Annotated in this window: 25 protein-coding genes and 1 pseudogene; 14 read left to right on the forward strand and 12 right to left on the reverse strand. The window is 42.4% G+C overall.

Annotated features, from left to right (window positions below; all coding sequences use genetic code 11):
- Positions 1–79: 79 nt before the first annotated feature.
- Positions 80–934: a D-amino-acid transaminase gene (gene dat / locus ENLAB_RS00140; protein ID WP_244352097.1), complete on the forward strand. Its 855-nt coding sequence runs from the start codon at positions 80–82 to the stop codon at positions 932–934.
- Positions 935–1032: 98 nt separating this feature from the next.
- On the opposite strand, the gene ENLAB_RS00145 is transcribed toward dat, so the two are convergent.
- Positions 1033–1206 (reverse strand): hypothetical protein, encoded by a 174-nt coding sequence (locus ENLAB_RS00145; protein WP_175632036.1) that lies wholly within the window; start codon positions 1204–1206, stop codon positions 1033–1035.
- Complete coding sequence (locus tag ENLAB_RS00150) at positions 1206–1871, reverse strand: NAD(P)H-dependent oxidoreductase (protein WP_077453461.1); 666 nt, start codon at positions 1869–1871, stop codon at positions 1206–1208. The genes ENLAB_RS00145 and ENLAB_RS00150 overlap by 1 nt, the downstream gene beginning before the upstream one ends.
- A 164-nt stretch (positions 1872–2035) precedes the next feature.
- Here ENLAB_RS00150 and ENLAB_RS00155 point away from each other — a divergent pair, with 164 nt between their 5' ends.
- From ENLAB_RS00155 to ENLAB_RS00165, 3 genes and pseudogenes are all read left to right on the forward strand, one after another.
- A complete protein-coding gene (locus ENLAB_RS00155; protein WP_077453460.1) occupies positions 2036–2218 on the forward strand; it encodes a hypothetical protein in 183 nt (60 codons plus the stop codon).
- Between the two features lie 54 nt (positions 2219–2272).
- On the forward strand, positions 2273–2494 hold the full coding sequence (locus tag ENLAB_RS00160) for a hypothetical protein (RefSeq protein WP_223079710.1): 222 nt from the start codon (positions 2273–2275) through the stop codon (positions 2492–2494).
- Positions 2472–2624, forward strand: a pseudogene (locus ENLAB_RS00165) (MalY/PatB family protein); the annotation flags it as partial. The gene ENLAB_RS00160 and the pseudogene ENLAB_RS00165, both read left to right, overlap by 23 nt.
- A 61-nt stretch (positions 2625–2685) precedes the next feature.
- Here the strand turns inward: ENLAB_RS00165 and ENLAB_RS00170 are convergent.
- Together ENLAB_RS00170 and ENLAB_RS00175 are read right to left on the reverse strand one after the other, a co-directional pair.
- Positions 2686–2853 (reverse strand): aldo/keto reductase, encoded by a 168-nt coding sequence (locus ENLAB_RS00170; RefSeq protein WP_244352099.1) that lies wholly within the window; start codon positions 2851–2853, stop codon positions 2686–2688.
- A 185-nt stretch (positions 2854–3038) separates the two neighbouring features.
- Positions 3039–4439: a C69 family dipeptidase gene (locus ENLAB_RS00175; RefSeq protein WP_244352101.1), complete on the reverse strand. Its 1401-nt coding sequence runs from the start codon at positions 4437–4439 to the stop codon at positions 3039–3041.
- 165 nt (positions 4440–4604) lie between these two features.
- Between ENLAB_RS00175 and ENLAB_RS00180 the strand changes: the two genes are divergently transcribed.
- The 3 genes from ENLAB_RS00180 (at position 4605) to ENLAB_RS00190 (ending at position 6093) form a co-directional block, all read left to right on the forward strand.
- Positions 4605–5024, forward strand: coding sequence for a DUF4430 domain-containing protein (locus tag ENLAB_RS00180; protein ID WP_016612115.1), 420 nt, complete (start codon positions 4605–4607; stop codon positions 5022–5024).
- Positions 5008–5553: an ECF transporter S component gene (locus ENLAB_RS00185; RefSeq protein WP_201704968.1), complete on the forward strand. Its 546-nt coding sequence runs from the start codon at positions 5008–5010 to the stop codon at positions 5551–5553. The genes ENLAB_RS00180 and ENLAB_RS00185 overlap by 17 nt, the downstream gene beginning before the upstream one ends.
- A gap of 168 nt (positions 5554–5721) precedes the next feature.
- Positions 5722–6093: a hypothetical protein gene (locus ENLAB_RS00190; RefSeq protein WP_005226207.1), complete on the forward strand. Its 372-nt coding sequence runs from the start codon at positions 5722–5724 to the stop codon at positions 6091–6093.
- Positions 6094–6181: 88 nt separating this feature from the next.
- Here the strand turns inward: ENLAB_RS00190 and ENLAB_RS00195 are convergent, their stop codons facing one another.
- Positions 6182–6454 (reverse strand): hypothetical protein, encoded by a 273-nt coding sequence (locus tag ENLAB_RS00195; RefSeq protein ID WP_005226206.1) that lies wholly within the window; start codon positions 6452–6454, stop codon positions 6182–6184.
- 135 nt (positions 6455–6589) lie between these two features.
- On the opposite strand from ENLAB_RS00195, the gene ENLAB_RS00200 reads away from it, so the two are divergent.
- Complete coding sequence (locus ENLAB_RS00200) at positions 6590–6787, forward strand: hypothetical protein (protein WP_015509783.1); 198 nt, start codon at positions 6590–6592, stop codon at positions 6785–6787.
- A gap of 36 nt (positions 6788–6823) precedes the next feature.
- Here ENLAB_RS00200 and ENLAB_RS00205 read toward each other — a convergent pair whose 3' ends face one another.
- Genes ENLAB_RS00205 through rsxC form a run of 3 tightly spaced genes read right to left on the reverse strand, consistent with a single transcriptional unit; the run spans position 6824 to position 9820 of the window.
- Entirely contained in the window at positions 6824–7396 is a 573-nt protein-coding gene (locus ENLAB_RS00205; protein WP_244352103.1) for a hypothetical protein, read from the reverse strand.
- A 23-nt stretch (positions 7397–7419) separates the two neighbouring features.
- Positions 7420–8490 carry an RnfABCDGE type electron transport complex subunit D gene (locus ENLAB_RS00210; RefSeq protein WP_244352105.1) on the reverse strand — a complete coding sequence of 357 codons (1071 nt, stop codon included), beginning with the start codon at positions 8488–8490 and terminating at the stop codon, positions 7420–7422.
- Positions 8483–9820: an electron transport complex subunit RsxC gene (gene rsxC / locus ENLAB_RS00215; protein WP_244352106.1), complete on the reverse strand. Its 1338-nt coding sequence runs from the start codon at positions 9818–9820 to the stop codon at positions 8483–8485. The genes ENLAB_RS00210 and rsxC overlap by 8 nt, the downstream gene beginning before the upstream one ends.
- A 184-nt stretch (positions 9821–10004) precedes the next feature.
- Here rsxC and ENLAB_RS00220 point away from each other — a divergent pair, with 184 nt between their 5' ends.
- Positions 10005–11939, forward strand: a complete 1935-nt coding sequence (locus ENLAB_RS00220; protein WP_431384152.1) for a heavy metal translocating P-type ATPase — start codon at positions 10005–10007, stop codon at positions 11937–11939.
- A gap of 32 nt (positions 11940–11971) precedes the next feature.
- Here ENLAB_RS00220 and ENLAB_RS00225 read toward each other — a convergent pair whose 3' ends face one another.
- Positions 11972–12415, reverse strand: coding sequence for a hypothetical protein (locus ENLAB_RS00225; protein WP_077453448.1), 444 nt, complete (start codon positions 12413–12415; stop codon positions 11972–11974).
- A 120-nt stretch (positions 12416–12535) separates the two neighbouring features.
- Positions 12536–13063 carry an HdeD family acid-resistance protein gene (locus tag ENLAB_RS00230; RefSeq protein ID WP_077453447.1) on the reverse strand — a complete coding sequence of 176 codons (528 nt, stop codon included), beginning with the start codon at positions 13061–13063 and terminating at the stop codon, positions 12536–12538.
- Between the two features lie 137 nt (positions 13064–13200).
- Between ENLAB_RS00230 and ENLAB_RS00235 the strand changes: the two genes are divergently transcribed.
- A complete protein-coding gene (locus tag ENLAB_RS00235; protein ID WP_195265153.1) occupies positions 13201–13695 on the forward strand; it encodes a hypothetical protein in 495 nt (164 codons plus the stop codon).
- Between the two features lie 63 nt (positions 13696–13758).
- Here the strand turns inward: ENLAB_RS00235 and ENLAB_RS00240 are convergent, their stop codons facing one another.
- Positions 13759–14355 carry a nitroreductase family protein gene (locus ENLAB_RS00240; protein WP_195265151.1) on the reverse strand — a complete coding sequence of 199 codons (597 nt, stop codon included), beginning with the start codon at positions 14353–14355 and terminating at the stop codon, positions 13759–13761.
- 114 nt (positions 14356–14469) lie between these two features.
- Positions 14470–15921, reverse strand: coding sequence for an NAD-dependent succinate-semialdehyde dehydrogenase (locus ENLAB_RS00245; protein ID WP_244352108.1), 1452 nt, complete (start codon positions 15919–15921; stop codon positions 14470–14472).
- A 215-nt stretch (positions 15922–16136) separates the two neighbouring features.
- Here ENLAB_RS00245 and lepB point away from each other — a divergent pair, with 215 nt between their 5' ends.
- The 4 genes from lepB (at position 16137) to ENLAB_RS00265 (ending at position 24487) form a co-directional block, all read left to right on the forward strand.
- A complete protein-coding gene (gene lepB / locus ENLAB_RS00250; RefSeq protein WP_077453443.1) occupies positions 16137–16685 on the forward strand; it encodes a signal peptidase I in 549 nt (182 codons plus the stop codon).
- Between the two features lie 126 nt (positions 16686–16811).
- Complete coding sequence (locus tag ENLAB_RS00255; protein ID WP_244352110.1) at positions 16812–20429, forward strand: PD-(D/E)XK nuclease family protein; 3618 nt, start codon at positions 16812–16814, stop codon at positions 20427–20429.
- Positions 20422–24099 (forward strand): helicase-exonuclease AddAB subunit AddA, encoded by a 3678-nt coding sequence (gene addA / locus ENLAB_RS00260; RefSeq protein WP_244352112.1) that lies wholly within the window; start codon positions 20422–20424, stop codon positions 24097–24099. Before ENLAB_RS00255 ends, addA begins: the two co-directional genes overlap by 8 nt.
- A gap of 67 nt (positions 24100–24166) precedes the next feature.
- Positions 24167–24487, forward strand: coding sequence for a winged helix-turn-helix transcriptional regulator (locus ENLAB_RS00265; protein ID WP_005226192.1), 321 nt, complete (start codon positions 24167–24169; stop codon positions 24485–24487).
- Positions 24488–24781 lie beyond the last annotated feature (294 nt).

Genomic DNA, 24781 nt, shown 5'->3' on the forward strand with positions numbered 1-24781 from the left:
TGTTTTTAAGCACTACGTAGCATGGCTTTAAGACAAATGCTATACTTATTGAAACGAGAAGGACGATAGGAGTGAGGAAATGAAGGTTTTATGGAATGATCAAATCGTTGATCGAGAAGCGGTGAAAATTGACATTGAAGATCGCGGTTATCAGTATGGTGACGGAATCTATGAAGTGATTCGAATCTATAATGGTCGCTGCTTTATGTTAGGGGAACATATGACTCGCTTAGAAAGTAGTGCGCAAAAAATTAAGCTGACGTTGCCTTATACGATTTCCCAATTAACTGAAAACCTTAAGTTACTGGTTAAAACCGAAGGAATCACAGAAGGAGAGATCTATCTTCAAATCACCAGAGGAATCGCCTCTCCCCGCAATCACGAGTTTCCGTCTGCTGGAGCATTCAAAGGAGTCGTAACCGCAAATGTGATCCCCTTTGAACGACCTCTGGAAATGCAGCATGCAGGGCTATCTGCGACTGTTCTTCCAGATGAGCGGTGGTTGCATTGTGATATCAAATCATTGAGCTTGTTAGGGAATCTGTTAGCGTTAGATCAAGCGATCGAAGCGGGGTTCGATGATGCACTCCTTCAACGAGATGGCTTTTTCACGGAAGCTTCGGCATCAAATCTCTGGTTTGTCATTGATGGTATCGTCTATACGCATCCCGATGGACGCTTAGTACTACAAGGTATCACAAAAATGAAGGTGCTACAGTTGTGTCAGCAATTAGAAATTGCTTATCGAGAAGAACCTGTCCCTGTTGAGTCACTAAGCAACGTGCAAGAATGTTTTTTGACCAATTCTGTCTGGGAAATTGTGCCTATCGTCAATGTAGATGGGAAATCAGTTGGCAATGGCACTTTGGGTTCGATCACGAAACGTTTGCAAGCCGCCTATATCGCTGCTACAAAGAGTACGTGCGAATCCTAGTTAACAAGCAAAAGAAACGATGCAAAAAACTTTGGCCCACCCAGCATGTTTTATGGCTAGGTGGACCAAAGTTTTTTTCTTGGATACAAGTGCAGATTTTACCATTCACTAGGATTCCACAATTTTCCGTCAAGTTCTCCTTGTGTCAATTCGATTCGAATTTCTTGCTGATGAAGCAACTTCTCTAGTTCTTGCAAAAATGCTTTTTCGTGATAGTCAGCTGTTTCTTTTATTGACTGCTCTATCAGTGGCTTTAGCCATTCGTGATCCATCACAGCACCTCCAATTCAGTTAAAGCGTCTTCTAATTCGGTCAACGTTTCATGGTTTTCCTGCAGCAGTGATAGCAAAGGAGCAAGCTGCGGTTTTTCAGAAACCAAATGCGCCAGTTTCTCGCTAAACCATTGTTGCTTTTGATCAAATGTAAAGGGAGCCGGCATTGATAACAATTGTTGATAGGCAATGACAAAGGCTCGTTTCTCTTGCTCTGTTTTATACATCAGTTGATCGAGGACAATGATGGGGAGTACCGTCATTTGGTGTTTTTTTGCCATAAGTACCAGTGGGTGTAAAATTTCATTGAAGGTCGTATTTTCGCGGCCACCTAGCTGAAATTCTTTGGCGGCAACGCCAGTAGAAACGGCGAAACTGATTTCCTTGCCCGCCAATGCAGGGGCACATTTTTCCCAAACCGTATCAATCCAATCTTTCATTTTTGCTGGAACGCTGTACCAATATAAGGGGAATTGTAAAACCAAACGATCGCATGTTTGTAACAGCATCCGTTCATCGGCAAGAGAAAAATCAGAAAGACCATCAAGAAAATGCATGGTGACGTTAGGAAGCTTGGCACTTTCACTAAAGAATCGTTGGGAAAGCGAATTGTGGAAATCCGGATGGCTGGCTACCACTAAAGTTTTTATCATGAGACTGATCATCCTTTCCTATTACATGTACCATATTTTACCAAAAAGAGAAACTAGTCTGCTTTTCTTTTTGTCGAAGTTCTTCTTTTTTAGTTTCGTTTAAGGTACTTCTTTTATACTTGTTTATAAGAAAAGTCAGTACCGGCTTAAGCGTGATAGAAATGGGGGAATAGAGGATGGAATCAAATGATCCCTTGATGAAAGGTCTAGCAACTATAATAAGGATCGTTGCAAATACAGTGAACTATGTCGAAAATGGACTTGCCAGTTGCAAACAACGAATTGATGGAAAGCGTCATACGCAAGAAAATGATTACGGAAACGGACAAGAGTTTACTGAAGTGACTGTCTACAGATGACCAATGCAGAGAAAATAACAAAGATGGCTCACTCCTCAAAGGGTGAGTCCTTTTTTGCAGGACGGCAAATTGTCTTCAACTGGGGTGTTTGCTTGGGTAACGATCGATAAAGAAGTAAAAAGAATCGTAGAGAGAAAATCGCTGAAGCAACAATGTGATGTGGAAATTATTCAATTTCTCGTAGAAATAGAGCCAATCAATATAGTCAGCCTTTTTAGTTTCTTAGTCCAACTGAAAGAAGCCGATTGTAGGATTGCAGCAACGAATGATTCGTAAGGGAAAAGTTGCGATTATGTCAGGAGAAATCTATGGGAAAGAGGGGAGAAATTTTTTGCGCCTAAACATTGGCTGTTCGCGAGAAAAACTCATTGATGGCTTGAAACGATTCACATTGAGTTTGACCTAAAAAAAGAACCCACTGAGCAATCAGGAAGATCCTGTATTCTTTCTGATCGCCAGTGGTTTTTTTATTTCGTCGTGCGGGGAGTCATTGCAGTAGTAACGGGGATTGGTTCAACGACATGGAAATAACCTTCTTTGTCTTGAATGATCAGCATATCTTGCTGACTCTTGCTCTTGATGATCTCACCTTTAACAATTTCGTTGGTGACAGTCCGATAAATGCTTGTAGTCATGTTCATTCCTCCCAACGGTTTTTACCAATTGGTCTTCCATAGGGGGACCAGTACAAATCAATTGCTTGATTTGTACCAGCAAGGAAAAAGAAAACGAATTGGTATCTTTAGTATAGGAGAACAATGTTTAGATTGCTGCAATTCCATGTAAAGTTTTTGTTAATCCTTTTATTTTCAGCGATTGACTAATCGGCTAAAGAAAAACGCAAGGCCATTTTATTACTGCCAGACTCCACCATTTTTCCTAGTAACGTTGTTGCATTTTTTAAATACAGTTCAGCCATCTTAGCGTTGGCTTCTTCAAGCAGACGAGTAGGCTCCTTTTCAGTGGAAGCTTTACAATCAGTTTCTTGTTGGATGCGGCGACAAGCCGCCATCGTTTCCATTTCAAAACGGTTGGCAAGATCACTATAGCGATCGTAGTCGCTGTCCCCAATCAACGCCAAGGTGCGTCCTAACCAATAGCTATTTGTTGGATCGTAGGTCTTTGTCGTATCGCAATAGCCAAGTGGGGTCTTAGTGATAGCTGCATAAAATGGCACAACGCCGTTGAAGGTATTGGGACCAAAGGCGAGCCAATGAATGCCAGCGATTGCTGCAGGCACGTGGTTGCGGATCTGCAAAATATGGACTTGCTGGTTGCGATTGAGAGCAATCGATCGGAATTGTGTTTTTTGTGTCTCGGTCCCTGTACCGTAAGGGTCAAAAGGCGTATTTTGGAAGTGGGAGCTCAATGCCCATTTTACATCTTCCACGGATAGCTTTTGTTTTGGGTAGCATACAAACGGGAGCTCTTGATCGATCGGTTCAGCAGCTGTTCCGCTAAAGTGTTTTTGAATGTACCATGCCCGCGGGTTATTGTAACGGGTATCTTTTTCTGATGAGCTGCCAAAAATATGGCGTAGATTGAAGCCTTCAAAATCAGGATTTAATTGATAGTCTTCAATCAACTGTTCGAGATCCTGCGAACACAACGTCATTTCTGAGGCGAAATCGAAGTGATCAATGTTTAAGCGATTGGGTGCCACGACATAGGCATCATCTGGTATACGAACAGCTGCCCAGTGATGTCCACCGATGGTTTCCATATACCAAATTTCCTCGGCATCAGAAAACGCGATCCCGTTGGCTTCATAGGTACCATAGGTTTCTAAGAGTTCCCCTAAACGTAAAACACCTTCTTTAGCGGAATGGATGTAAGGCAGTACGATGCTGACGAAATCAGCTTCCCCGATACCATCTTCCACATATGGATCAATAGCCAAAACGCGTGAATTCGTTGTGATCGTTTCTGTCGCAGTCATGGCGATATTTTCTTCATTGATTCCTGAAGCTGCCCAGACTCCTTGGGATTCATCTGCTTCAGGTGTCGAAGTATAACGTAAGGGATCCTTAGGTAAACGGATTCGACAGCCGCTTAAAACGGCGTAAAATTCATTTCCTTGCTGTTCTGGAGTGATAACGACGAATTTTTGCGGTTCCGAACCGCTTCCAGAATCTTCATTACGGGCAATCATGGTCGAGCCGTCGATCGATGCTTTTTTTCCTACTAGTAAAGTGGTACAGGACGCTTTTTTTCTATCCATCTTTCCAACACTCCTTCATTTCTTCTTACGAATGATTGAAGCTAGTATACCCATAGTCTCATGGTTTTACAATGCTTTCTATAGAGAGGAACAAAAATATTTCGCCTTTTTTATTTATTTTTAGTACAATAAGGTGTTGTAAAAATAATCAAAGGAGCCATTATTATGAAGAAAACAGTTATCTTTAGTTATATTTTTTTACTTAGTCTGGTTTTTGCCGGCTGTGCCAAACCATCGATGGATGCGGGAAACTCCTCCAGTGACTCTTCGTCAGTCCAACAAAATGCCGAAGAGCGCACTGCCCAAATCAGCTTCAATAATAAAAGTGAAGAGCAAGACCAGGAGATTGAAACCAAAACGGTCACTTTTAAAGAAGGGGTTTCTTTGATGACTATCATGAAAGAGAACTTTGACTTGGAAGAAAATCAAGGGATGATCACTAGCATCGACGGTTTAGCGCAAGATGAAAAAGCTGGCTATTATTGGACGTATACAATCAATGATGAAATGATTACAACTGGGGCGGATGATACCTTTTTAGGAAACAACGATAAAGTGGTTTTCACCTATGAAAAATTCGAATAAACCACTTTCATTTGCTGGAAAAGAAATTGCTTATTTAGGGCTGCTTGTGGCAGCGGCCGTCGTCGGCAGGACTCTTTTTCAACCCTTACCCAATGTTCAACCAATGACGGTGATCTTTTTATTAGTAACCATCCATTTAGGTCTTCGTCGTGGATTGATCGTTTGCCTGCTCTCGATGCTGATTACCAATTTTTACATGGGAATGGGAATATGGACGATCGCTCAATTAGTTAGTTATGCAATCATTATTTTGGGGATGTATCTGTTGTCAAAAAGCAAGCTGTTTATGAAACGGTTGCTTTTACAAGTCAGCTACAGTGTGTTTGCAGGGTTTGCTTATGGCTTTGTGATATCTTGGATCAGTGTCAAACTTTACGGGTTTCCTAGTTTTTGGGCTTACTATTTTCAAGGATTGAGCTTTGATGCCCTGCACGCAGTAGGCAATGGCATTTTTTATTTGTTACTAGCACCGATCTTTCTACGGCTTTTCCAACACTACTATCCAAAGAAAAAAAGCGAAGGGCACTAAGCGCTTCGCTTTTTTGTTGTGTTTGCTAGTGTCAGGCAAAAACGTCCATGACTAGAGGAAAAGCCTTTGACGATCAAATGAGATAAAAGGGGCTATGTGAGGAAACAAGCAGGCATATTGTTGTGCAAAAGCGGTTTCTGCAGGTATCCTTAAGGTATCTAAGGAAGGATGTGGCTTTTGATGAAATGGATCGTGAAAAAAGATGATTTAGAAAGCTACCGCGCGAAGTTCCATGGAAAACTGGCTGGTTATGCCGAGGAAGCCAAAATGATTGCACTGCCAACCCCAAAGTATTTTATCGTGGTGGTTGACGAAGAAAAAATCCACTTGATTCAGTTAGATCTGCAATTTCATGAAAAAGGGATGCAGACAATTATGATCCATGAGATCACAAAATTACAATTAGGCGGTGTGGTAAATAAAAAAGTCCAGATTCAGACACCTTCGACCACTGTCAAATTAATGATCAAACCGTTGGCGATCGGTATCAAAGAGGAGCAAAAAGCCTTGATCGATCGGTTTACCAGAATGTCGCGATAGACTTCGGAGGAATAGAGAGGAAAATCAGCTGGATTTTTTCAGAAAAAAAGCAAGGGCAGTTGCCTGCACTTGCTTTTCGTTAGTACTATTATTCTGGCGTACCGACGATTTTAATAAACTCATCGATATTCTTGATTTTCATATGCTTGATCACTAACTGTTCCCGCTTGTTCCATTTCCCTTCGACTTCTAATTGGTATTTATTTAATGGAAGGCGTAAGACATAGCTGGCTAAGTAGCGATCCTTAATAATGCAATTTACGATTTTGTGGTCTTCTAAAAGTTGGATACCTGTCAGCATCATTGGCGTTTCTTGAAAAACGCGGCTATTGACTAACAATCCAGTGTGGGTTTCGTTCATGGGATCTTCCTTTCTGATAAACCTGGGATAAATCATCTTTCTGTCTGTTATGTTACCTGATTTGCATCAGAAAGGCAATTCCTATAATAAATCCTCGTTATTATGTGTCACGTAAAAAGAAAGGAGGTAAAAGGAGTGGTTGGGTATAACCGTTTCTCAAAAGAGTTTCAAAAGGCTTCGAAAGAACTCCGTGAAGGGAAGAAGTCCAAAAATGCCAATAAAGGGCTGCGAACACGACAAAAAATCGCTGCTGAAAAAGAACAAAAAGCACAAAATGCTTTTTCGACTGGGTTTTTGATCGGTTCCTTCAGAGAAATATTCCGCAAGAAATAAGCAAGTTCCGCTGCCAAAGCGGGACTTGCTTTTTGTTTAGAATAAATAATTGAAGAAGACACCGTTGAGAAAGGAAAAGCTCAGATAAAATAGAAAAAGTGTCACGATGTCCAGGGGTAAGCCTTTTAGAATTGGCGGAATTGCGGCAATTTGATTCCGTGTATGAACCCCTGACAAAGCACAGGAAAAGAGAAAATACATGCTTACAGCAACAAATAAATTGGTTAAATAATCGGTATAGGGAAATTGGGTCACAGTGGCGACCGTCAGCAAGAGCACACTGACTAGGATCGTCTTTTTTAGATCAGTCGTCAAGAAATGCTTTTTTGCAGGAACGATCAGTAAACACAAGCCCGCCGCGATCAAGGCGATGATGGCAGCACTTACCAAGTTGGTGACCACTTGATTGCCATAGACGAAACGATTTTGAAGTAAAAGATAAAAGCTTAACCCACTGAACAAGTAAGCGACCGCAATGATCCCTGAGAGGAAAACCACCCGTGTCGTCACGTTCGGTTTTTTCTCTTTGACGGTCGGCGCCAAATTTTGACAGGCGTAATTTGTGAGTAGAATGACTAGAAAGACCACTAGCCGATTGGCGATCATCATAAGGAACCCTCCTTTTTTGCGATTTAGCTCATAATTTTAAGGTTGAACGGGGTCTTTTTTCCTTCCCCTAATATGCGAAGGCGTAAGAAGCGATCAATAAGTGGGGTGAAACAATTCATGATCAAGATGGCATAGCTCATGCCTTCATTCGTAAAACCAAAGAAACGGAAGAGCACAACGAGGAGGCCAACGCCTAAGGCAAAAAGATTTTCTCCTGCTTTTGTTCCTGGGGTCGAAGAATAATCAGTCGCCATATAGATGGCACCCAACATGGCACCACCACTGATGATATGACCGATGACCGTTTGCCAACTGCCAGTAAAAAGTCCTTCTGGACCAAGGATAAAAGCAAAGAGCCCGATCGTCGCAAAGATAATCAATGGGATACGAGGGGAGATGATTTTCTTGTAAACCAGAAAAATTCCACCCAACAGTAAAAGTAAGGCACTGGTTTCACCGATTCGCCCCCCGGTAAATCCTAAAAAGGCATCCACTAGTTCAGAGCCACTCAACGTTTCTCCCGCTTTCATGACAGCTAACGGTGTAGCACCGGAAACAACATCGTTCGCTGTAGCCTGCGAAACGACATCTGGTGCGATGCTACCGAATGGTGGATCAGGCCAACTGATTAGAAACATTTGGTTATAAAACAAGCCAATCAACAGGGCTCGACCGCCGAGGGCTGGATTTAGGAAATTATAACCGATTCCGCCAAAAAATTCTTTGACGATGATTACGGCAAACGCTACACCAATCACTGGGAAATACCAAGGTGCGGTTGGTGGGAGGTTCATGGTTAAAAGCAAGGCCGTCACGACGATGCTTAAATCGAAGCGAAACGGCCGTTTGACAAGATAGGACCAAAGACCGTCGGCAGCAAACGCCGTAGCTAGCGCAATGAAAAACAAACCGTATACCTTGAGCCCAAAAAGATAGCCAGAGAATAAAACTGCTGGTAATAGGGCTAGTACCACACACCCCATGATCTTAATGGTCTCGTCATTGCTACGAATATGGGGGCTGGGGGGCGTTTCTTGACTTTTCCGCTGTTGAAAGAGGCGCTCACTATCAGAATCCTTGTAGTAATCAGGCACTTTCCTTCGCCTCCTTTTGCAGCTGGGCAACTTTGCCTTTTGCGGCAGTGATATTGGCAGCTAAGGAACGTTTGGCTGGGCAGACGAAGGTACAGGCACCACAATTGATACATGCTTCTGCCAACAGTTCTTCACATTTTTGATAATCCCCCGCTCGATAAAACTGATCGATCTCCATCGGCATCAGGCGCATCGGACAAGCTTCGACACATTTATTGCAACGAATGCAGGGGTTTTCGGCATAGAGCCAATCGGTTTCTTCATTAAAAACAACGATGCCGTTGCTGCCTTTGGTGACCGGAACTTTCAAGGTTTTTACGGATTTTCCCATCATTGGTCCACCAAGAATCAATTTGCTGGGGGCGCCTTGAAAGCCGCCGGCAAAGTCGATCAATTCTCCTGCGAGTGTTCCTAACGGATTTTTGACGATGCAGGGATTTTGAACATCGCCGGTAACGGTTGTATAGCGTTCAATCAACGGTTTGTCATAACAGACCGCTTCGGCGATGGCAAAGCTGGTGGCAACATTGATCAAGACGATGCCAATATCGGCAGTCAAACCACCTAATGGCACCTCTTGATCGGTCAATAACTCTACTAACTGCTTTTCACCACCGGTTGGATAAACAGTTGGGACAGTAACGACTTCTATCGTGTCATCCTCTGCACTTGCGGCTTGCATGGCTGAAATGGCTCTTGGTTTGTCATCTTCGATGCCTATTATAATTTTTGGACCAGCTAATAATTTTTGGGCGATCTTTGCGCCGTGAATGATTTTTTTGGCTTCTTTTTGCATTAAGAAAGCATCACTGCGTAGGAACGGTTCACATTCAGATCCATTTAAGATCAAAGTATGGATTTTTTTTGTTTCATCAATACTGAATTTGACATGGGTGGGAAACGTTGCACCGCCTTTGCCGGCGATGCCGCCTTGACGGATTTTGTTGAGGATGGTTTCGTTAGCAGCAGATTGCCAGTCGAAGGGGACAGACAAAAAATCATTTTGGTAAGCATAATCGTTTTCAATGATGATGGTTTTTCCTTCTTCATTGTTTTGATTCGGCCAATCGACCATGTCGACGATTTTACCCGAAACAGATGCATGAATTTTGGCAGATACAAACGCATCAGTCTCAGCGATCACTTCCCCTTGTTTGACATAATCGCCAACGGAAACGATCGGTTCCACCGGGGCACCGATATGTTGTGCAAAAGGGATAAAAACCATCGTGGGTGAAAAGGTAAGAATTTCATCTTGTTCGATCATTAATTTTTCTTTTAACATTTTTAATGGGGGACTTAGTGAAATACCGCCAGTAAATGTTCTCATAACCAACACTCCTTTCTCTCCTAAGTTTATTCTAGCATGCCGTAAAGAATCACAAAACCCAAAACGCTTACATTTCACAAGAAAAACTTCTTTCGGTTGACATATGATTGTTTATTCATATATAATAAGTGTGTAAATATGATTGATTGTTCATATGTTAGATGGACTAGAGGAGGTTTTGATGATGGCTGAACATACTTGTCAACATAATCACACAAAAACGGAGGGACATTCTCATACTCACGATCATGGGACTCTTCCGCGTAACGTTTATTTTGCAGGCTTACTGCTCTTTATACTGGCACTTTTTGTTCCGAACCAATGGGTAAAAGATGGTTTTTATTTTGCAGCGGTTTTATTAGCGGGCTATCACATTTCTTGGGAAGGGATCGAAGATACCATAAAAAGTACCAGAGCCAATCGGCGCTTCACACCGAATGTACATCTTTTGATGTTGTTGGCAGCGATTGGTTCCATGGTCATAGGAAATTTTAATGAAGCCGCTTTGTTGATTTTGATTTTTGCAGGTGCTCACTTCTTAGAAGAATACGCCGAGGGACAAAGTCGAAGAGAAATCACCAATCTTCTCAAACTGAATCCCACGGAAGCCCGTTTGATGGGTCCAGATGGAAAAACCAAAAAAATTGCCGCTTCAGAGATAAAAAAAGGGGATATTTTGCAAGTGCTGCCTGGTGATCAGTTAGCAACAGATGGCGTAATTCTTTCTGGAACGAGTGCCATCAATGAAGCCTCGATCAATGGGGAGAGTATTCCTCGAGAAAAGACTACAGGAGACGAAGTCTATGGGAGTACGATTAATGGAAACGGCACATTTTTGATGGAAGTCACGAAAGACAGCTCTGAAACAGTCTTCGCAAAAATTCTTTCAGTGGTGGAAGCGGCGCAATCAAATCAATCACCGACCGAAACACGAATCAAAAAAATCGAACCAATCTATGTAACAGTTGTTTTCATTGCAGTCCCTTTGTTCATTTTGACTGCACCGTTTCTATTTGGTTGGGATTGGTATACAAGTTTTTATCGTGGGATCGTAATGATGATTGCCGCTTCTCCTTGTGCTTTAGCGGCAAGCGCTGTCCCTGCTAGTTTGTCGGCGATCTCAAATTTAGCAAAAAAAGGGATTCTTTTTAAAGGGAGCAATTACTTGACTAATTTTGCTCAGATCAAAGCGGTGGCTTTTGACAAAACGGGAACATTGACTGTCGGAAAACCTACAGTCACGGAAGCCGTTTTCGCTGATACGATCGATCGAGCAGAGGCAGCAGCGGTCATCGTTTCGATGGAAAAGCAAGCCAACCACCCATTAGCAGATGCGATCGTTACTTATTTCGAGAAAACAGAGAAAATACGAGAAATCGAACAGTTGACTGTCACAAACGAGATTGGTTCCGGGTTAGGTGCCGTCGCAGGAACAAAAACCTATCGATTAGGAAAAAGAACCGAAAACACCCAGTTCACAGGTTTGATGGAGCAACAGTACCGTCAATTGGAAGCGCAAGGAAAAACAATGGTCGTGTTTTCCATCAACGAAGAGGTTACGGCGATCATCGCATTGATGGATGAGCCGAACGAACAGGCAGCTTCTGTGATTCATTATTTGAAAAATGAAGGTATCCATACTGTTATGATCACCGGAGACAGTGCCTCTGCTGGTGAAGCAATCGGTCAGCGCTTAAAGGTTGACCAAGTGGCTGCCAATGTTTTGCCTGAGAACAAAGCGGAAGCGGTACGAGCACTCCAAGAAGCATACGGACAAACCGCCATGGTGGGTGATGGTATCAATGATGCTCCTGCACTCGTTCAAGCAGACATCGGCTTTGCGATGGGGGAAGGGTCAGATGTTGCGATTGAAGTAGGAGACGCAGTGATCATGAAGAATGACCTTTCACGTTTTGCATATGCCTATCGCTTAGCGAAGAAGATGGATCGGATCATTTGGCAAAATATTTTCTTCTCCATGTTTATCGTCGCGTTATTAGTCGGCTTGAATCTATTCGGCATGATGAACATTGGGTTGGGGGTATTTGCCCATGAAGGCAGTACATTGATTGTATTGTTCAACGGGTTGCGCCTTTTGCGTAAACTGCCAGAAGCATAAAAAAAGCGGCTATCGAAAGATAGCTGCTTTTTTTAATGACTGAATTGTGTCGAAGTTGGAAAATCAAAGGCATCGATTTTTTGTAATCGATTTTCGATCCTTCTTAGAATTCCTTCAGAGGATTCTAACGGTTTGATTGCATGATAAGCAGTCAGCAATAGGACTTTTTCTTTAGCAGGACGATTTTCGATGCGATAGATATTTGCTAACCGCTCAACATATTCGTAATGACTATAGTCCGTTTTATTGATCAAGAAATGCAAGAGATCTTTTGCTTTCGCATAGTCTTCTTGAAGATAGAAACTGATCGCTTCACGATACAATTTGATATCAAGTTCTTCGATTTGGTCTGGATTCGCTTTTAACGCACGCCACTCATTGATCGAGATTTTTCGTACGACTTTGCCAGTTGCATCGGTCAAAAAAATTACCGGCACATCATTTGGATGTTTTGCTTCTTGCTTGATTTTCTTCATGTCGCACCTCCCGCCTCTCAATGGACTGACTGTTTGATATCTCCTATTTTAAAAGGAATAGCGGGAAAAGTCTACATGTAGATGTTAGATTCAAAGGAAATTTTAAAACATTCTCATTTATTAAGCTCTTTTTCGTTGAAAATGGTTAACAGCGTCGGATGCCCCCATGAAAATCAAGATACCACCAAAAATTTGGAAGAACAGGAGCCAAGTCGCAAATGGATTTAATACAAGAACGAGTCCAGCAGCAATAATCAAGAGACTGATGATTAAGCTCGTGATGTAAGGTAAGCCAATGCGTTTTTGGTTAAAGCTTGCCATTAAGCGGGTGCACCCGCTGATGGTGATCATGATTCCCAAGAAAAATGGTACGATAGCAAGTAACCCTTTAGCAAAAACTAAAATCGCAGCTGCAGCGATCAATAGTAAGATACCAGAGACCGATTGCACATTGTAATAGCCCTTTTGTTTTTCTTTGTAGCTCGTATACAAGCTGATGATCCCTAGACATGCGATGTATCCGGCAACAAGATAAACGATCGTGTTAAAGACAGATCGTGGTGCGATCAAGATAATGAAGCCGAAGACGATATATACGACGGCACGAAGCAAGTCATAGCGTTGTAATTTATCAAAAAATGCATTCATGATAATTCCTCCTTTTTTTCTTATTGTACCGAATTCTGGTGAAAATAGATATCAAAAAACCTAGGAAATAGGCTAAGCCTTTTGTAACAGATCATTTTTTGGTAAAATAGGGAAAAGAAAACAGAACGGAGAGTTTTATGAGTGGGTTAACGCTATTGATGTGTGCCTTTACGATCGTTTTGTACCTCTATTTATTGGTGGTACGCAAAGAGATTCACTTTATTGCTGTTGAGCGCAAACTAAGCAAAATCGCTATTACGATCTTTTCAGTAATGATTATCGGGTCCATGTTGATGATGGATGACCAATTGGATAATCAGGTGCGAGGAATCGTTTCAGGTTTTGTCTTTTTAAGCTTTGTGCTAGACAGCCGCGGGTTAGCCCTTGATCGAATTATTGTCCATCCAATGAGTATTAAAGGGGTACTGTACCAAGAGATCGATCGGGTCGTTTTATTTCAAGAAAAGGAAGGGCAGCCTATTAAGATGAACTATTTTCGAAAAGGGATGCGGGGACCATTAATGAAATTCAAACAGCCGTTAGCTGAATTAGTGGTTTTTTTGTCGGAGCACTTGAATGAAGGAACGCCGATCGATATTCTGGTCGACCATGATCAAGGAACCAACGACTAAAAGACCCTTGATTGCTGCCGTATGTGGCCGTAATCAAGGGTCTTTTTTAGGTCGCGCATTGGATTAATGGAACACGCGGAAGCGCTCATCATCACTTAGAAATTCTTTTTCGTTCGGTTCGCTTTCTTTTGAACCAAAGACTAGTTGCGCCCGCAATTGCCAATTTTCAGGAATTGACCATTCAGCTGCAACAGCGTCATCGATGACAGGGTTGTAATGCTGTAAGTTGGCACCTAATCCAGCTTCTTCTAAAGCGGTCCAAGCGTTCGCTTGAGCGATCCCATTCGATTGTTCCGCCCAAACCGGGAAGTTTTCTGCATAAAGGGCAAATTGGTCCTGCAAGTTCTTAACGGTATCTGTGTGAATAAAGAATAAAACGGTTCCGTAACCTGCTTTAAAGCCAGCAAGTTTTTGTTTTGTCGCTTCAAAAGCCTCGGGTGGTGTCAATGGTTCTAACGCAGCCTCTGTTAATGTCCACAGTTTTTCGTGGGCTTCGCCAAATAAAATTACAGCTCTTGGCGATTGTGCGTTAAACGCAGTTGGACTATTTTTCACTGCTTCTATCACAATGTCTTCGATTTCTGTGTCGGAAAGAGCAACATTTTTACCTAACCCATAGATTGAACGGCGTTGTTTGATCGTATCAAGAAATTTTGTCATCGTATTCCCACCTTTTCTATTGTCATAGAGTGAAGTATACATTCTTACTTAATGTTAGTAAAACAAAATGCTTTGTAAGAAAAAAAGTCAGGAAAACGCGCCTGACTTTTTTTCTTACTGGGCATCAATGGCGATAAATTTGACAGTCACATATTCTTCGGGACCATATTTGCCATTTTCACGACCAAAGCCAGAATGCTTGACGCCGCCGAAGGGAGCCGCCGGGTTTGAGATCGCGATGTCATTGACTCCAACCATCCCATATTGGAGGTTTTGGGCTACATCCGAGATTGTTTGCAGATTCGTTGAAAAGAAGTAGGAGGCTAGTCCAAATTCCGTATCATTTGCCGCAGCGATGACTGCTTGTCGATCCGTAAATGAGATCAATGGGATGACGGGTCCAAAGGTTTCTTCATAGTAAATAGTCATGTCAGGAGTGATGTCATCAATGACTGTCGGTGCAAAGAAATTGCCTTTCTCATATTCGCCTTCAGTAAGTTTTGTACCGCCACATAAGACTTCAGCCCCTTTGTTTACCGCATCTTCCAGCTGTTCGATAACTTTTTCAACGCCAGCTTGATTGATCAAAGGACCAACGGTGGGGTTATCAAGACCATTACCGACCGTTACGGTTTCCATTTTCGCTAATAGTTTTTTAGTAAAAGCGTCTTTGACGGATTCTTCGACAAAAATACGATTTGGTGACGTACAAACTTGACCGTTGTTACGGAATTTAGCTGCAACTAATTTTTCAGCAGCTAAATCTAAATCAGCATCGGCAAAAACAAGAAACGGGGCATGGCCGCCTAACTCCAATGAAACTTTTTTCAGAGTTGGTGCAGCTTGTTCATATAATTTCATCCCTACTTTCGTGGAGCCGGTAAAGGTGATTTTTTTGACTTGTTCATTCTCAGTCAATTCTTTCCCGATTTCAGAAGAATCCCCTAAGACGATATTGACGACTCCGTCAGGAAGGCCCGCTTGTTGAAAAAGTTCACCTAAAGCCAATGCTGATAATGGTGTTTCTTTAGATGGTTTCATAACCAGGGTAGAGCCAACTGCCATAGCAGGCGCAATTTTTCTAGCAATCATATTGGACGGAAAATTCCAAGGTGTGATCGCACCAACAACGCCGATGGCTTCTTTGCGTACCAGCCAATGATTGTGTGCAGGAGCTGGAATCACTTCACCATAGACTCGTTGTGCTTCAGCAGCATTCCAACGGAAATTATCAACGTTGGATTGGATTTCTGCCTCCGCTTCCTTGAATGGTTTTCCTTGTTCCATACTCATAATCTTTGCCAGTCGGTCGCTTTCTTGCTCCATTAAATCTGCAATCTTGTTCATCAAATCGGCTCGTTCTCGAGGCGAACGTTTTGACCAGTCTGTGAAGGCTTTCGTGGCGGCATTGATCGCTTGCTTCGTTTCTTCGATCCCTCCTTGGCTGACTTTTACCAGTTCTTCATTCGTGGCAGGATTGGTAACTGAAACCGACTCTTTTGTTCCTTCAAGCCATTTTCCGTCAATCAATAACTTCGTGGGCACTTGTGGTAACTGTGGGTTCATTTTGGCACTTCCTTTCATCAATGGGTGCTATTTCAACCGTAGCACGGATCAGAATAGATGACAATTCATATGCAAGTCTAATGATTCCCCAAATTTTCATAAAGAACCAGAGAGGAGATGTTCTGCTTCTATCATTTTATGGTAGAATAGAAAATAAGAATGTTTGTTCGATTCTTTTAAAAAAATAGTAAAAACATTCAAGGAGTGAAGGACACGTGCAACAGATAAAAGAGCTTTTAAAAACAGTGGGATTTGTCGTGATCTTCGCCTTATTCCTTTTGTTATTAAGACAATATGTCTTTACCCCCGTTATTGTAAAAGGAGATTCGATGGATCCAACCTTACATGATGGTGAGCGAGTGATTGCTTTAAAGAACACGGAAATCGAGCGTTTTGATATCATTACATTCGAAGCGCCGGATGAAGAGGGGAAAAATTATATCAAACGAGTGATCGGTTTGCCGGGGGATAGGGTTGCTTATCAAAACGATACCCTGTACATTAATGGACAAGCGTATGATGAACCCTATTTGGATGAATTCAAAGCGGCTGTCACCGATGGCTTTCCTTTGACCAGTGACTTTGACATGAGTCTATTTGGTGTGGAAGTCATTCCTGAAGGCCAAGTATTGGTTTTAGGTGATAATCGCCGAATCTCTAAAGATAGCCGTCAATTAGGCTTGATCGATGAATCAACGATTTTGGGGGATGTAAAATTTGTTTTTTGGCCCATTGCCGATTTTGGCATGTTAGGAAAAGATTGAACGAGTATTACCGATTTTGTAACGTGTTTCTGAAAATGACCACTAGACAAAAACGTCGCTTTCGAAGAAAAGCTGCTCATTGTTTTTTGGGGATTTTTTAAAACTATGTAGAGAAGGAGTCCTTTCATGAGTTTACGATTTATCCTTGGTGATGGCCGTTGTCGTCATGATCAAGCTGTGATAGAGCAGGCAAAAAGCTGGTTAGAAAAAGACCATCAAGAAGTGTTTTTCCTCGTTCCTAACTACAATAAATTTGAACGAGAGCGTGAGATCCTTCAATTACTTAAAAATGATCAATTAGGGGATTTCGCTTCCATTCGGGCCCAAGTGTATAGTTTTCACCGTTTGGCTTGGTTTTATCTGCAGCAAACAGGATTGCTTTCCCAAAACGCTATTACTGAAAATGGTGCCTCCATGATCATGCGCAAGCTGCTTTTGGATTTAGAAAAAGAACTTGTCTTGTATCGCGGCGAAATTAATAAAGCGGGTTTTATCCAACAATTGTTGGCTTTTTATCAAGAAATGCATACAAGTCGATTGGGGATCGAAGATTTATTAGCTGGTGGTGCTGCCCCCAGTGCAACCCAAGATGAAGAGAAGAAATACAGTGAATTGGCGATAATTTTTCAACGATTTGAACAAGAACTTCTAGAGCGTGCTTTGCAAGTCGAACAACCGCTCACCTTATTGACACGCTTTCTGGAAGGTTCCTTGCTGGGTGACTCCCGGGTGGATCAAACGATACCAACTGCTGTGTCTTTGAACAAAGCGCCAGATCTTTCTCACGCCTTATTCATTATCAGCGGTTTCTCCGCATTTTCAACCCAAGAGCAACAGCTGATACAAGTACTGATGAAGAGAAGTCATGTAGTGATTGATCTTATTTTGGATCGCGGGTACCCACAAGAGATGCCCACGCCATTAAATTTATTTTATGAAGCAGGACGGACCTATTATCAGTTGATCAGTTTTGCTCGTGACAATCAAGTGAACATTTTCTTAGATCAGAAACTTTCCGTCAACCAAGAGGTGGACAAAGAAGACGAGGGATCGATCCCGCAGGCGTACAAGGAAGTAGAAACTTTTTGGCGGCAGACCCAATCACAAGCCAATTATCATCAGCAGACCTCCGTCAAAGACTTTCTGGCAGTCTGGAAAGTTGGGAATCCCGAAGAAGAGATCCGTCAAATCGCAGCGTCGATCCGCGGGATGATGAGTGATAAGAAACGGTACCCAACATTACGGTATCGTGATATCCAATTATTGATCGCCGAACCAGAAGTCTATCATCAGTATATTCCTAAAATTTTTACTGAGTTTGAGATTCCTTATTATATCGATGAAGAGCAGATGATGGCACAACATCCATTGGTTGAGTTTTTGAATGCTTTTTTTGCTTGTCAATCCTATGGTTTCCGCTTAAATGATATTTTGCGATTATTAAGAACGGAACTTTATTTACCGGCAGCCTATCGCTCCGAAGCAGATTGGCTCGTTGGGCGTGACCAGTTTCGTAAGTTAGTGGATATTACTGAAAATAAAGCATTAGCCCATGACTTTCAAGGAGCGAGTTGGACAAGAAACGAAGATTGGGAACTGATCGAGTATTTACAATCAGAAGAAGAGCAGACGGATAAAGTGGATTTGACGGCGTATACCAACCAGTTGCGTAGGGCCTTTAAGCAAGATGTTGCTGATACTCTTGACTGGCTGACGGCTGCTAGAACAAATCGAGATGCCGTAGAACTGCTGTATCGCTTTTTACTGAATGCCGGTGTCGAGCAGCAACTACGACATTGGCGAGACCAGGCAATCCAACAAGGAAAATTGGATCAAGCTCGCAACCATGAACAAGCATGGCAAGCTTTAATGGATTTGCTAGATGAATATGCCACGATCTATGGAGAAGAGCCCTTTGATTTTGCGCTCTTTGAAGATGTCTTATTGACTGGCTTAGAAAATGTCACATTCGGGAAGATCCCAACAGCGATCGACCAGGTCAACGTCAACCGCCTTGATTTGGCTCGTCCAAAACAAGCGAAGATCACATTTGCACCGGGATTGAATGAAACGGCGTTGCCAAGAAAAATAGAGAACAAAACATTGTTGACGAATGAAGAACGTCAGCATTTCAATCAGTTGTTCAACGGTGAAAAATACCTTAGGGATACAGTGGTGGAAGGCAGTGTCAAAGAGCCATTTGCCTTTTATTCGGTCTTGCTTTCAGCAACGGAACACTTATCACTGTCCTATGCCGTTAATTTTGATACCCAGCAAAACATCAAAATGTCGCCTTATTTAGACCGCGTGATCAAACATTTGGATGTACCACTGCAAGAGCGGGGGATCTTGACGCTAGTCAGTGACCCGAGAGACTATGTTGGCAGTTATCGTGGCCTGATCTATCAAATCAATAACCTCAGTCAGCAAGCGCAAAAAAACAAAGAGAATTTGCCTCGAGTTTGGGAGCAGCTGAAACAAGCACTGCTGCGTTCGGAATGGACAGATTTAGCTGCCCAAGTATTTGAAAGCCAAACTCATCAAAATATTCCGATTCCTTTGTCTCAAGCACAAGCTGCGGCACTATATGGCCCGTCGATCTACAGTTCCATTTCTCAGATGGAGACGTTCTATCAGTGTGAATACAAGTATTTCGTCAGCTACGGATTACGGTTAAAAGAACGGGAAGTTTATGGCTTAAATCCAGCAATGACGGGTGAGTTTTTCCATGATGCGTTGGACCGCTTTGTCAAAGTCCTGATTGCTGAAAATATTTCCTTGACCCAGTTAACTGCTGACCAACGCGTGCAATTTGTGGAAGTCGTTTTGCAGGAAATTTTTGGCGAAAGCCGTTACCGTTTGCTGACAAGTTCTGCACGGATGAATTTTATTCGGTATCAATTAGGCAAGACGATTCAGCGAGTAGCGTGGGCTTTAGCGAAACAAGGTCAAAAAATGCATTTTAGTCCTGAAAAGACGGAGGTACTGTTCGGCCAGATCGCTGGCTCAAATGGGATCAACGGGATCGAATTGCCTCTAAGCTCTGGTGGGAAACTACATGTACGGGGGAAAATCGATCGAGTCGACACGGCGAAAACGGAAGAAGAACAATGGCTTTCTGTTGTTGACTATAAATCTAGCAGCCGAGATTTTGACCTTTCTGAAGCCTACTACGGACTTGCGATGCAGTTGATCACCTATCTCGATGTCGCATTGAAGGATGCTGTCCAACTGGTCGGCTCCCCAAATGTCCGACCAGCTGGTGCATACTATCTGCATGTGCATAATCCACTTCTGGACGGACAAGAAAACAGTGAAGAAGAACGTTTAAAACGTTTCAAGTATGATGGGTTGTTTATTGACGAACCGGCTGTTTTCCCATTACTCGATGAGGAAGTTGAAGCTAGCAAAAATTCACCGATATTTCCTGTTCGAAAAGACAAAAACGGCGATTATCAAAAAACGACGCAGGCGAAAAACAAGTTTTATACAGAAGAAGAACTTGAGCTGTTAAGAAAACACAATCGTAAAAACATGCAACAAAGCGGTGAGAAGCTATTAAGCGGTGAGATCGCCTTAAACCCGTCTTATAAATTAAAAGACAAGAAACGGGCGTGTGAGTTTTGTCCGTTTCGCAGCATCTGTGATTTTGATGTATTGTTGAAAGAAAATGAGTACCACCGTTTAGAAAACTTATCTAAAGATGAGATTATCCATCGCTTAAGGGAGGAAGAAGATGAGTAAGATCCCTTTAAAACCGCAAAATGAAACCTTTACGGATACCCAATGGCAAGCCATTTTTGATAAAGGGGATAATATCCTCGTTTCCGCTTCAGCGGGTTCAGGAAAAACCACCGTTTTGGTTCGGCGAGTGATCGAAAAGTTAAAAGCAGGAACGACGATCGATTCTTTACTGATCGTGACCTTTACCGAAGCAGCTGCTCGAGAAATGAAAGAACGGATTCAAGCGGCATTGCAACAAGCCATCAACCAAGAAAGTGATGAGCAAAAACGCCAGCACTTCGTCCGTCAGCTGCAGCTATTGCCGACAGCTAACATTTCTACTTTGCATGCGTTTTGTTTAACGGTGATTCGGCGTTTTTATTATTTGATCGATTTAGATCCAAATTTTCGCATGATGACCGATGAAACCGAAATTTTATTGATGAAAGAAGAAATCTGGACACAGCTGAGAGATCAACAATATGAAGCCAATGATGAAGCCTTCTTTCGTTTGACAGAAAATTTTTCTAGTGATCGTTCTGATGAAGGCGTCGGGGATCTGATCTTGTCTCTTTATGACTTTGCCCGAGCAAATCCGGATCCCGTCAACTGGCTAGCTCATCTAAGTGATCACTATGTCGGTAAAGAAACCTTTGCTGAAAATATCCTGTACCAATCGCAAATCAAACCGACTTTGCAAGAAAATTTGAAGACAGCGGCGCATTTGCTGCAGGCGGCGCAAGACTATGCCCGTTCTGATGAAGCGATGGAAAAAGCAGCACTATTGATTGATACCGAATTGGGAATGGTGGAAACCTTAAAGGCTCTGCTTGATGCAGACGATGTTGATGGCTTCTATGAGCAGATCCAAGTGTTGCGTTTTGGTCGCTATCCAGCTTTTCGCAAACCAGAACAAAAGGAACTCTCCCAAGAAATCAAGCCTTTGCGAGATGATGCGAAAAAATTGGTCGAGCAATTGAAAGTGGCCTTTCCATACCCGCCGGCTGAAATGATGGAACTGCTTCATCGATCAGCACCTGTCGTTGAGAAAATGGCGGCCATGACCGAAGCGTTTATGAAAGCATTTCAAGAAAGAAAGCTTTCAAAAGGCCGTTTAGACTTTAATGATTTGGAACATTTCACCTTGCAGATTTTACAAGGTGACGGCAGTGGAAGTGAGGCGTCGGTCTATTATCGGGATCGCTTTGAAGAGGTTTTAGTCGATGAATACCAAGACGTCAATCGGCTGCAAGAGGCAATTTTATATTGGGTGAGACAAGTTGATCATAACCCTGGCAACATGTTTATGGTGGGGGATGTGAAGCAGTCGATCTATTCGTTTCGACTAGCAGATCCGACGCTGTTTATCGAAAAATACTTGGCATTTGAAACGGAGAATGGTGGGCGGAGAATCGTCTTAGCAGAAAATTTCCGTTCTCGCTCCGACGTATTGGATTTTACGAATCTAGTATTTCAACAGCTGATGGATGAACGGGTTGGCCAAATCCCTTACGATGAGGCGGCAGCCTTGATTACCGGTTTTCCTCATTTTCCAGAAAGCGATGCCTTTGACACAGAGCTCTTGTTATATGAAAAAGAGCATGAATCTGAAGAACAATTGATCGATGACAAAACAGAAGGTGAGATGCAGATTACTGCATTGAAGATTCGAGAGTTGATTGAATCAAAATTCATGATCTATGACAAAAAAGCCAAAACAAATCGACCAATCACTTACAATGATATCGTCTTATTGACCCCTACACGTAAAAACAATCTTGTCATTTTAGATGTCTTTAAGCAGTTTGGGATTCCGATGGCGGTCAATGATGCTCAAAACTATTTTCAGGCAACGGAGATCCAAACCGTCGTTTCTTTGCTGCAAATCATTGACAATCCGTACCAAGACATCCCGCTTGTGGCGGTCTTGCGCTCGCCAATCGTCGGCTTAACAGAAGATCAATTAGCTGAAATCCGTTTAGCCAATCGTTCCGGCGACTACTACGATGCAGTATTGGATTATCATGGTCAACATGAAGCGTCAAACTTGTGGCAAACGGTGGATGGGTTTTTAGCTAAACTAAATCAATGGCGAGAAGAAGCACGCAGACTGCCGATCCCGACCTTGCTTTGGCAAATCTATGAAGATACTGCTTACTTGGATTATGTTGTGGGACTTCCTGCAGGACAGCAGCGTTATGCAAATTTAGTGGCATTGATCCACAGAGCCGAAAAATACGAAAAGAGCAGTTTCCGTGGTTTGTACCAATTCATACGCTTCATCGAAAAAATGCAAGAAAAAAACAAGGATTTGGCGGAGCCTGTGGCTACTCCTGTAGAAGATGCCGTTCGAGTGATGACCGTTCATGCAAGTAAAGGCTTGGAATTCCCTGTAGTCTTCTTATTGGATACAACAAAATTCTTTAACTACCAAGATTTTCAAAAACGCTATATCTTTGAAGAACAACTGGGAGCTGGAATCCAATATGTGGAACCCGCAGAAAATCTTAAATTTGAGACACTGCCGTTTCAAGCCATCAAGCAAGTTCGTTTGAAAAAAGCCTTATCAGAAGAAATGCGAAAATTGTACGTAGCATTGACACGAGCAGAGCAGAAGCTTTTCTTAGTGGGCTCCTATAAAAATCAAGCGGATGCCTTTAAGACGTGGCAATCAGGCTTGACGCAAGCCGAAATGGTTCTTGACCCTGCATTGCGCCTTGTTGCCCGGGGGAGTTTGATGGATTGGGTCGGACGGACCCTGATGCGCCATCCAGATATGGAAGCAGTATTCTCTGAAGCGTCAGAGCGCAAGCGGACGATCGATCATCCTGCTCATTTTCGTCTGTCATGGTGGAATCAAGAAACGATCACGCAACAAGTCCAAGAGACCCTTGCGCCAGTCGAGGAGCCTAAACGATTGCTTGTGCCAGATAGCAATATCGATGATCTTTTGAAACGCCTAGCCTATCGCTATCCTTATCAAAAAGCGACCCAAACGACTAGTTATCAATCTGTATCAGAATTGAAAAGACTCTATAACGATCCTGATGATCAACAGACCACTTTGTTGGAATGGCGGTCGGTTTCCGAGAAGACGAATCCTCAGCAATATCGCTACGTACAGGATGAATTGGCGAAACCAAAATTTCTGCAAGAGACGAAGCCTCTCGCCAGCAGTATCGGGACAGCAACCCATACGGTTTTGCAAATGATCCCATTAGGAATGACGCCAAATCAAGATACTTTGGAGCTCCTGATTGCTGAACTCGTGAAAAAGCAATTTTTTTCTGAAGAAATCGCCAAAAAAATTGACCGATCGAGCATTTTGTGGTTTTATCAAACTGAACTAGGTGAATTGCTGAACCGATCCTCTGATTTGGTGAAGCGGGAACAACCGTTTTCGATGCTAAAAGAGGCTGATACGATCTTTGAAGAGTTTGACGAACCAGATGCGCCGCTTTTGATCCACGGAATTATCGATGGCTATATAGAATTGGCGGATGAAATCGTTTTGTATGACTTTAAAACAGATGATGTTTTCGGTAGTCAGGCTCAGATTGAAAAGAAAATGCGCGAACGATATTATGGTCAATTGAAACTCTATTGCCAAGCATTGGAGAAAGCGTTGAACAAACCAGTGAAACAGACCTATTTAGTGCTGTTAAAACCTAAGATGATCGTGTCATTCTAACTGATCGATCCTAGTTTCTTACAATTCGTAAGTCATATGCTATAATAGGTAAAAGAGGTGATGGAGAATGATAAAAGTAGAATCGGATTATGCCCTTTGTCCTAAATTTGAAAAAGCTTTTTCTATTTTAGGCAAAAAGTGGAACGGCTTGATCATTGATGTCCTTCTTGAAGACGGCAAACAAAGATTTGTTGAGTTAGCAAACAAGATTCCTCAAGTGAGTGATCGGGTGTTAGTCGAACGCTTGAAAGAATTAGAGCGGGAAGAAATTGTCTGCAAAGAAAACAATCTTTACTGCTTGACGCCAAGAGGTATTGCTCTTGAAAAGAGTATGATGAGTGTGAAGCGTTGGGCAGAAACATGGGTACGTGAGGAAGAATGCAGTTGATTTCTCACCAGAAATTAGGTAAACTAACCTTAAATGAATAGTTAAAAAGCGTTGATAGAAACTAGTAATTTGGCTGAATCAGAAAAAGGGAGACTTGTCACAGACTGAAAGCAAGTCCTGCATTCGAAAAATGAATTTCACTTCTGGAGCTTGCTGATTACAGTCAGTCGGCAGTTTTGCTGTCGTTAGCCGAAGTGAGTGCGCGGTTTTTTCGCGAATGAGGATGGTAACACGAGACGTCGTTCCTTTTTTAAGGGATGATGTCTTTTTTTGTCTTTAAATGAATGATATTCC

It is taken from the genome of Enterococcus innesii, assembly GCF_022846515.1.
Classification (GTDB): Bacteria; Bacillota; Bacilli; order Lactobacillales; family Enterococcaceae; genus Enterococcus_D; species Enterococcus_D innesii.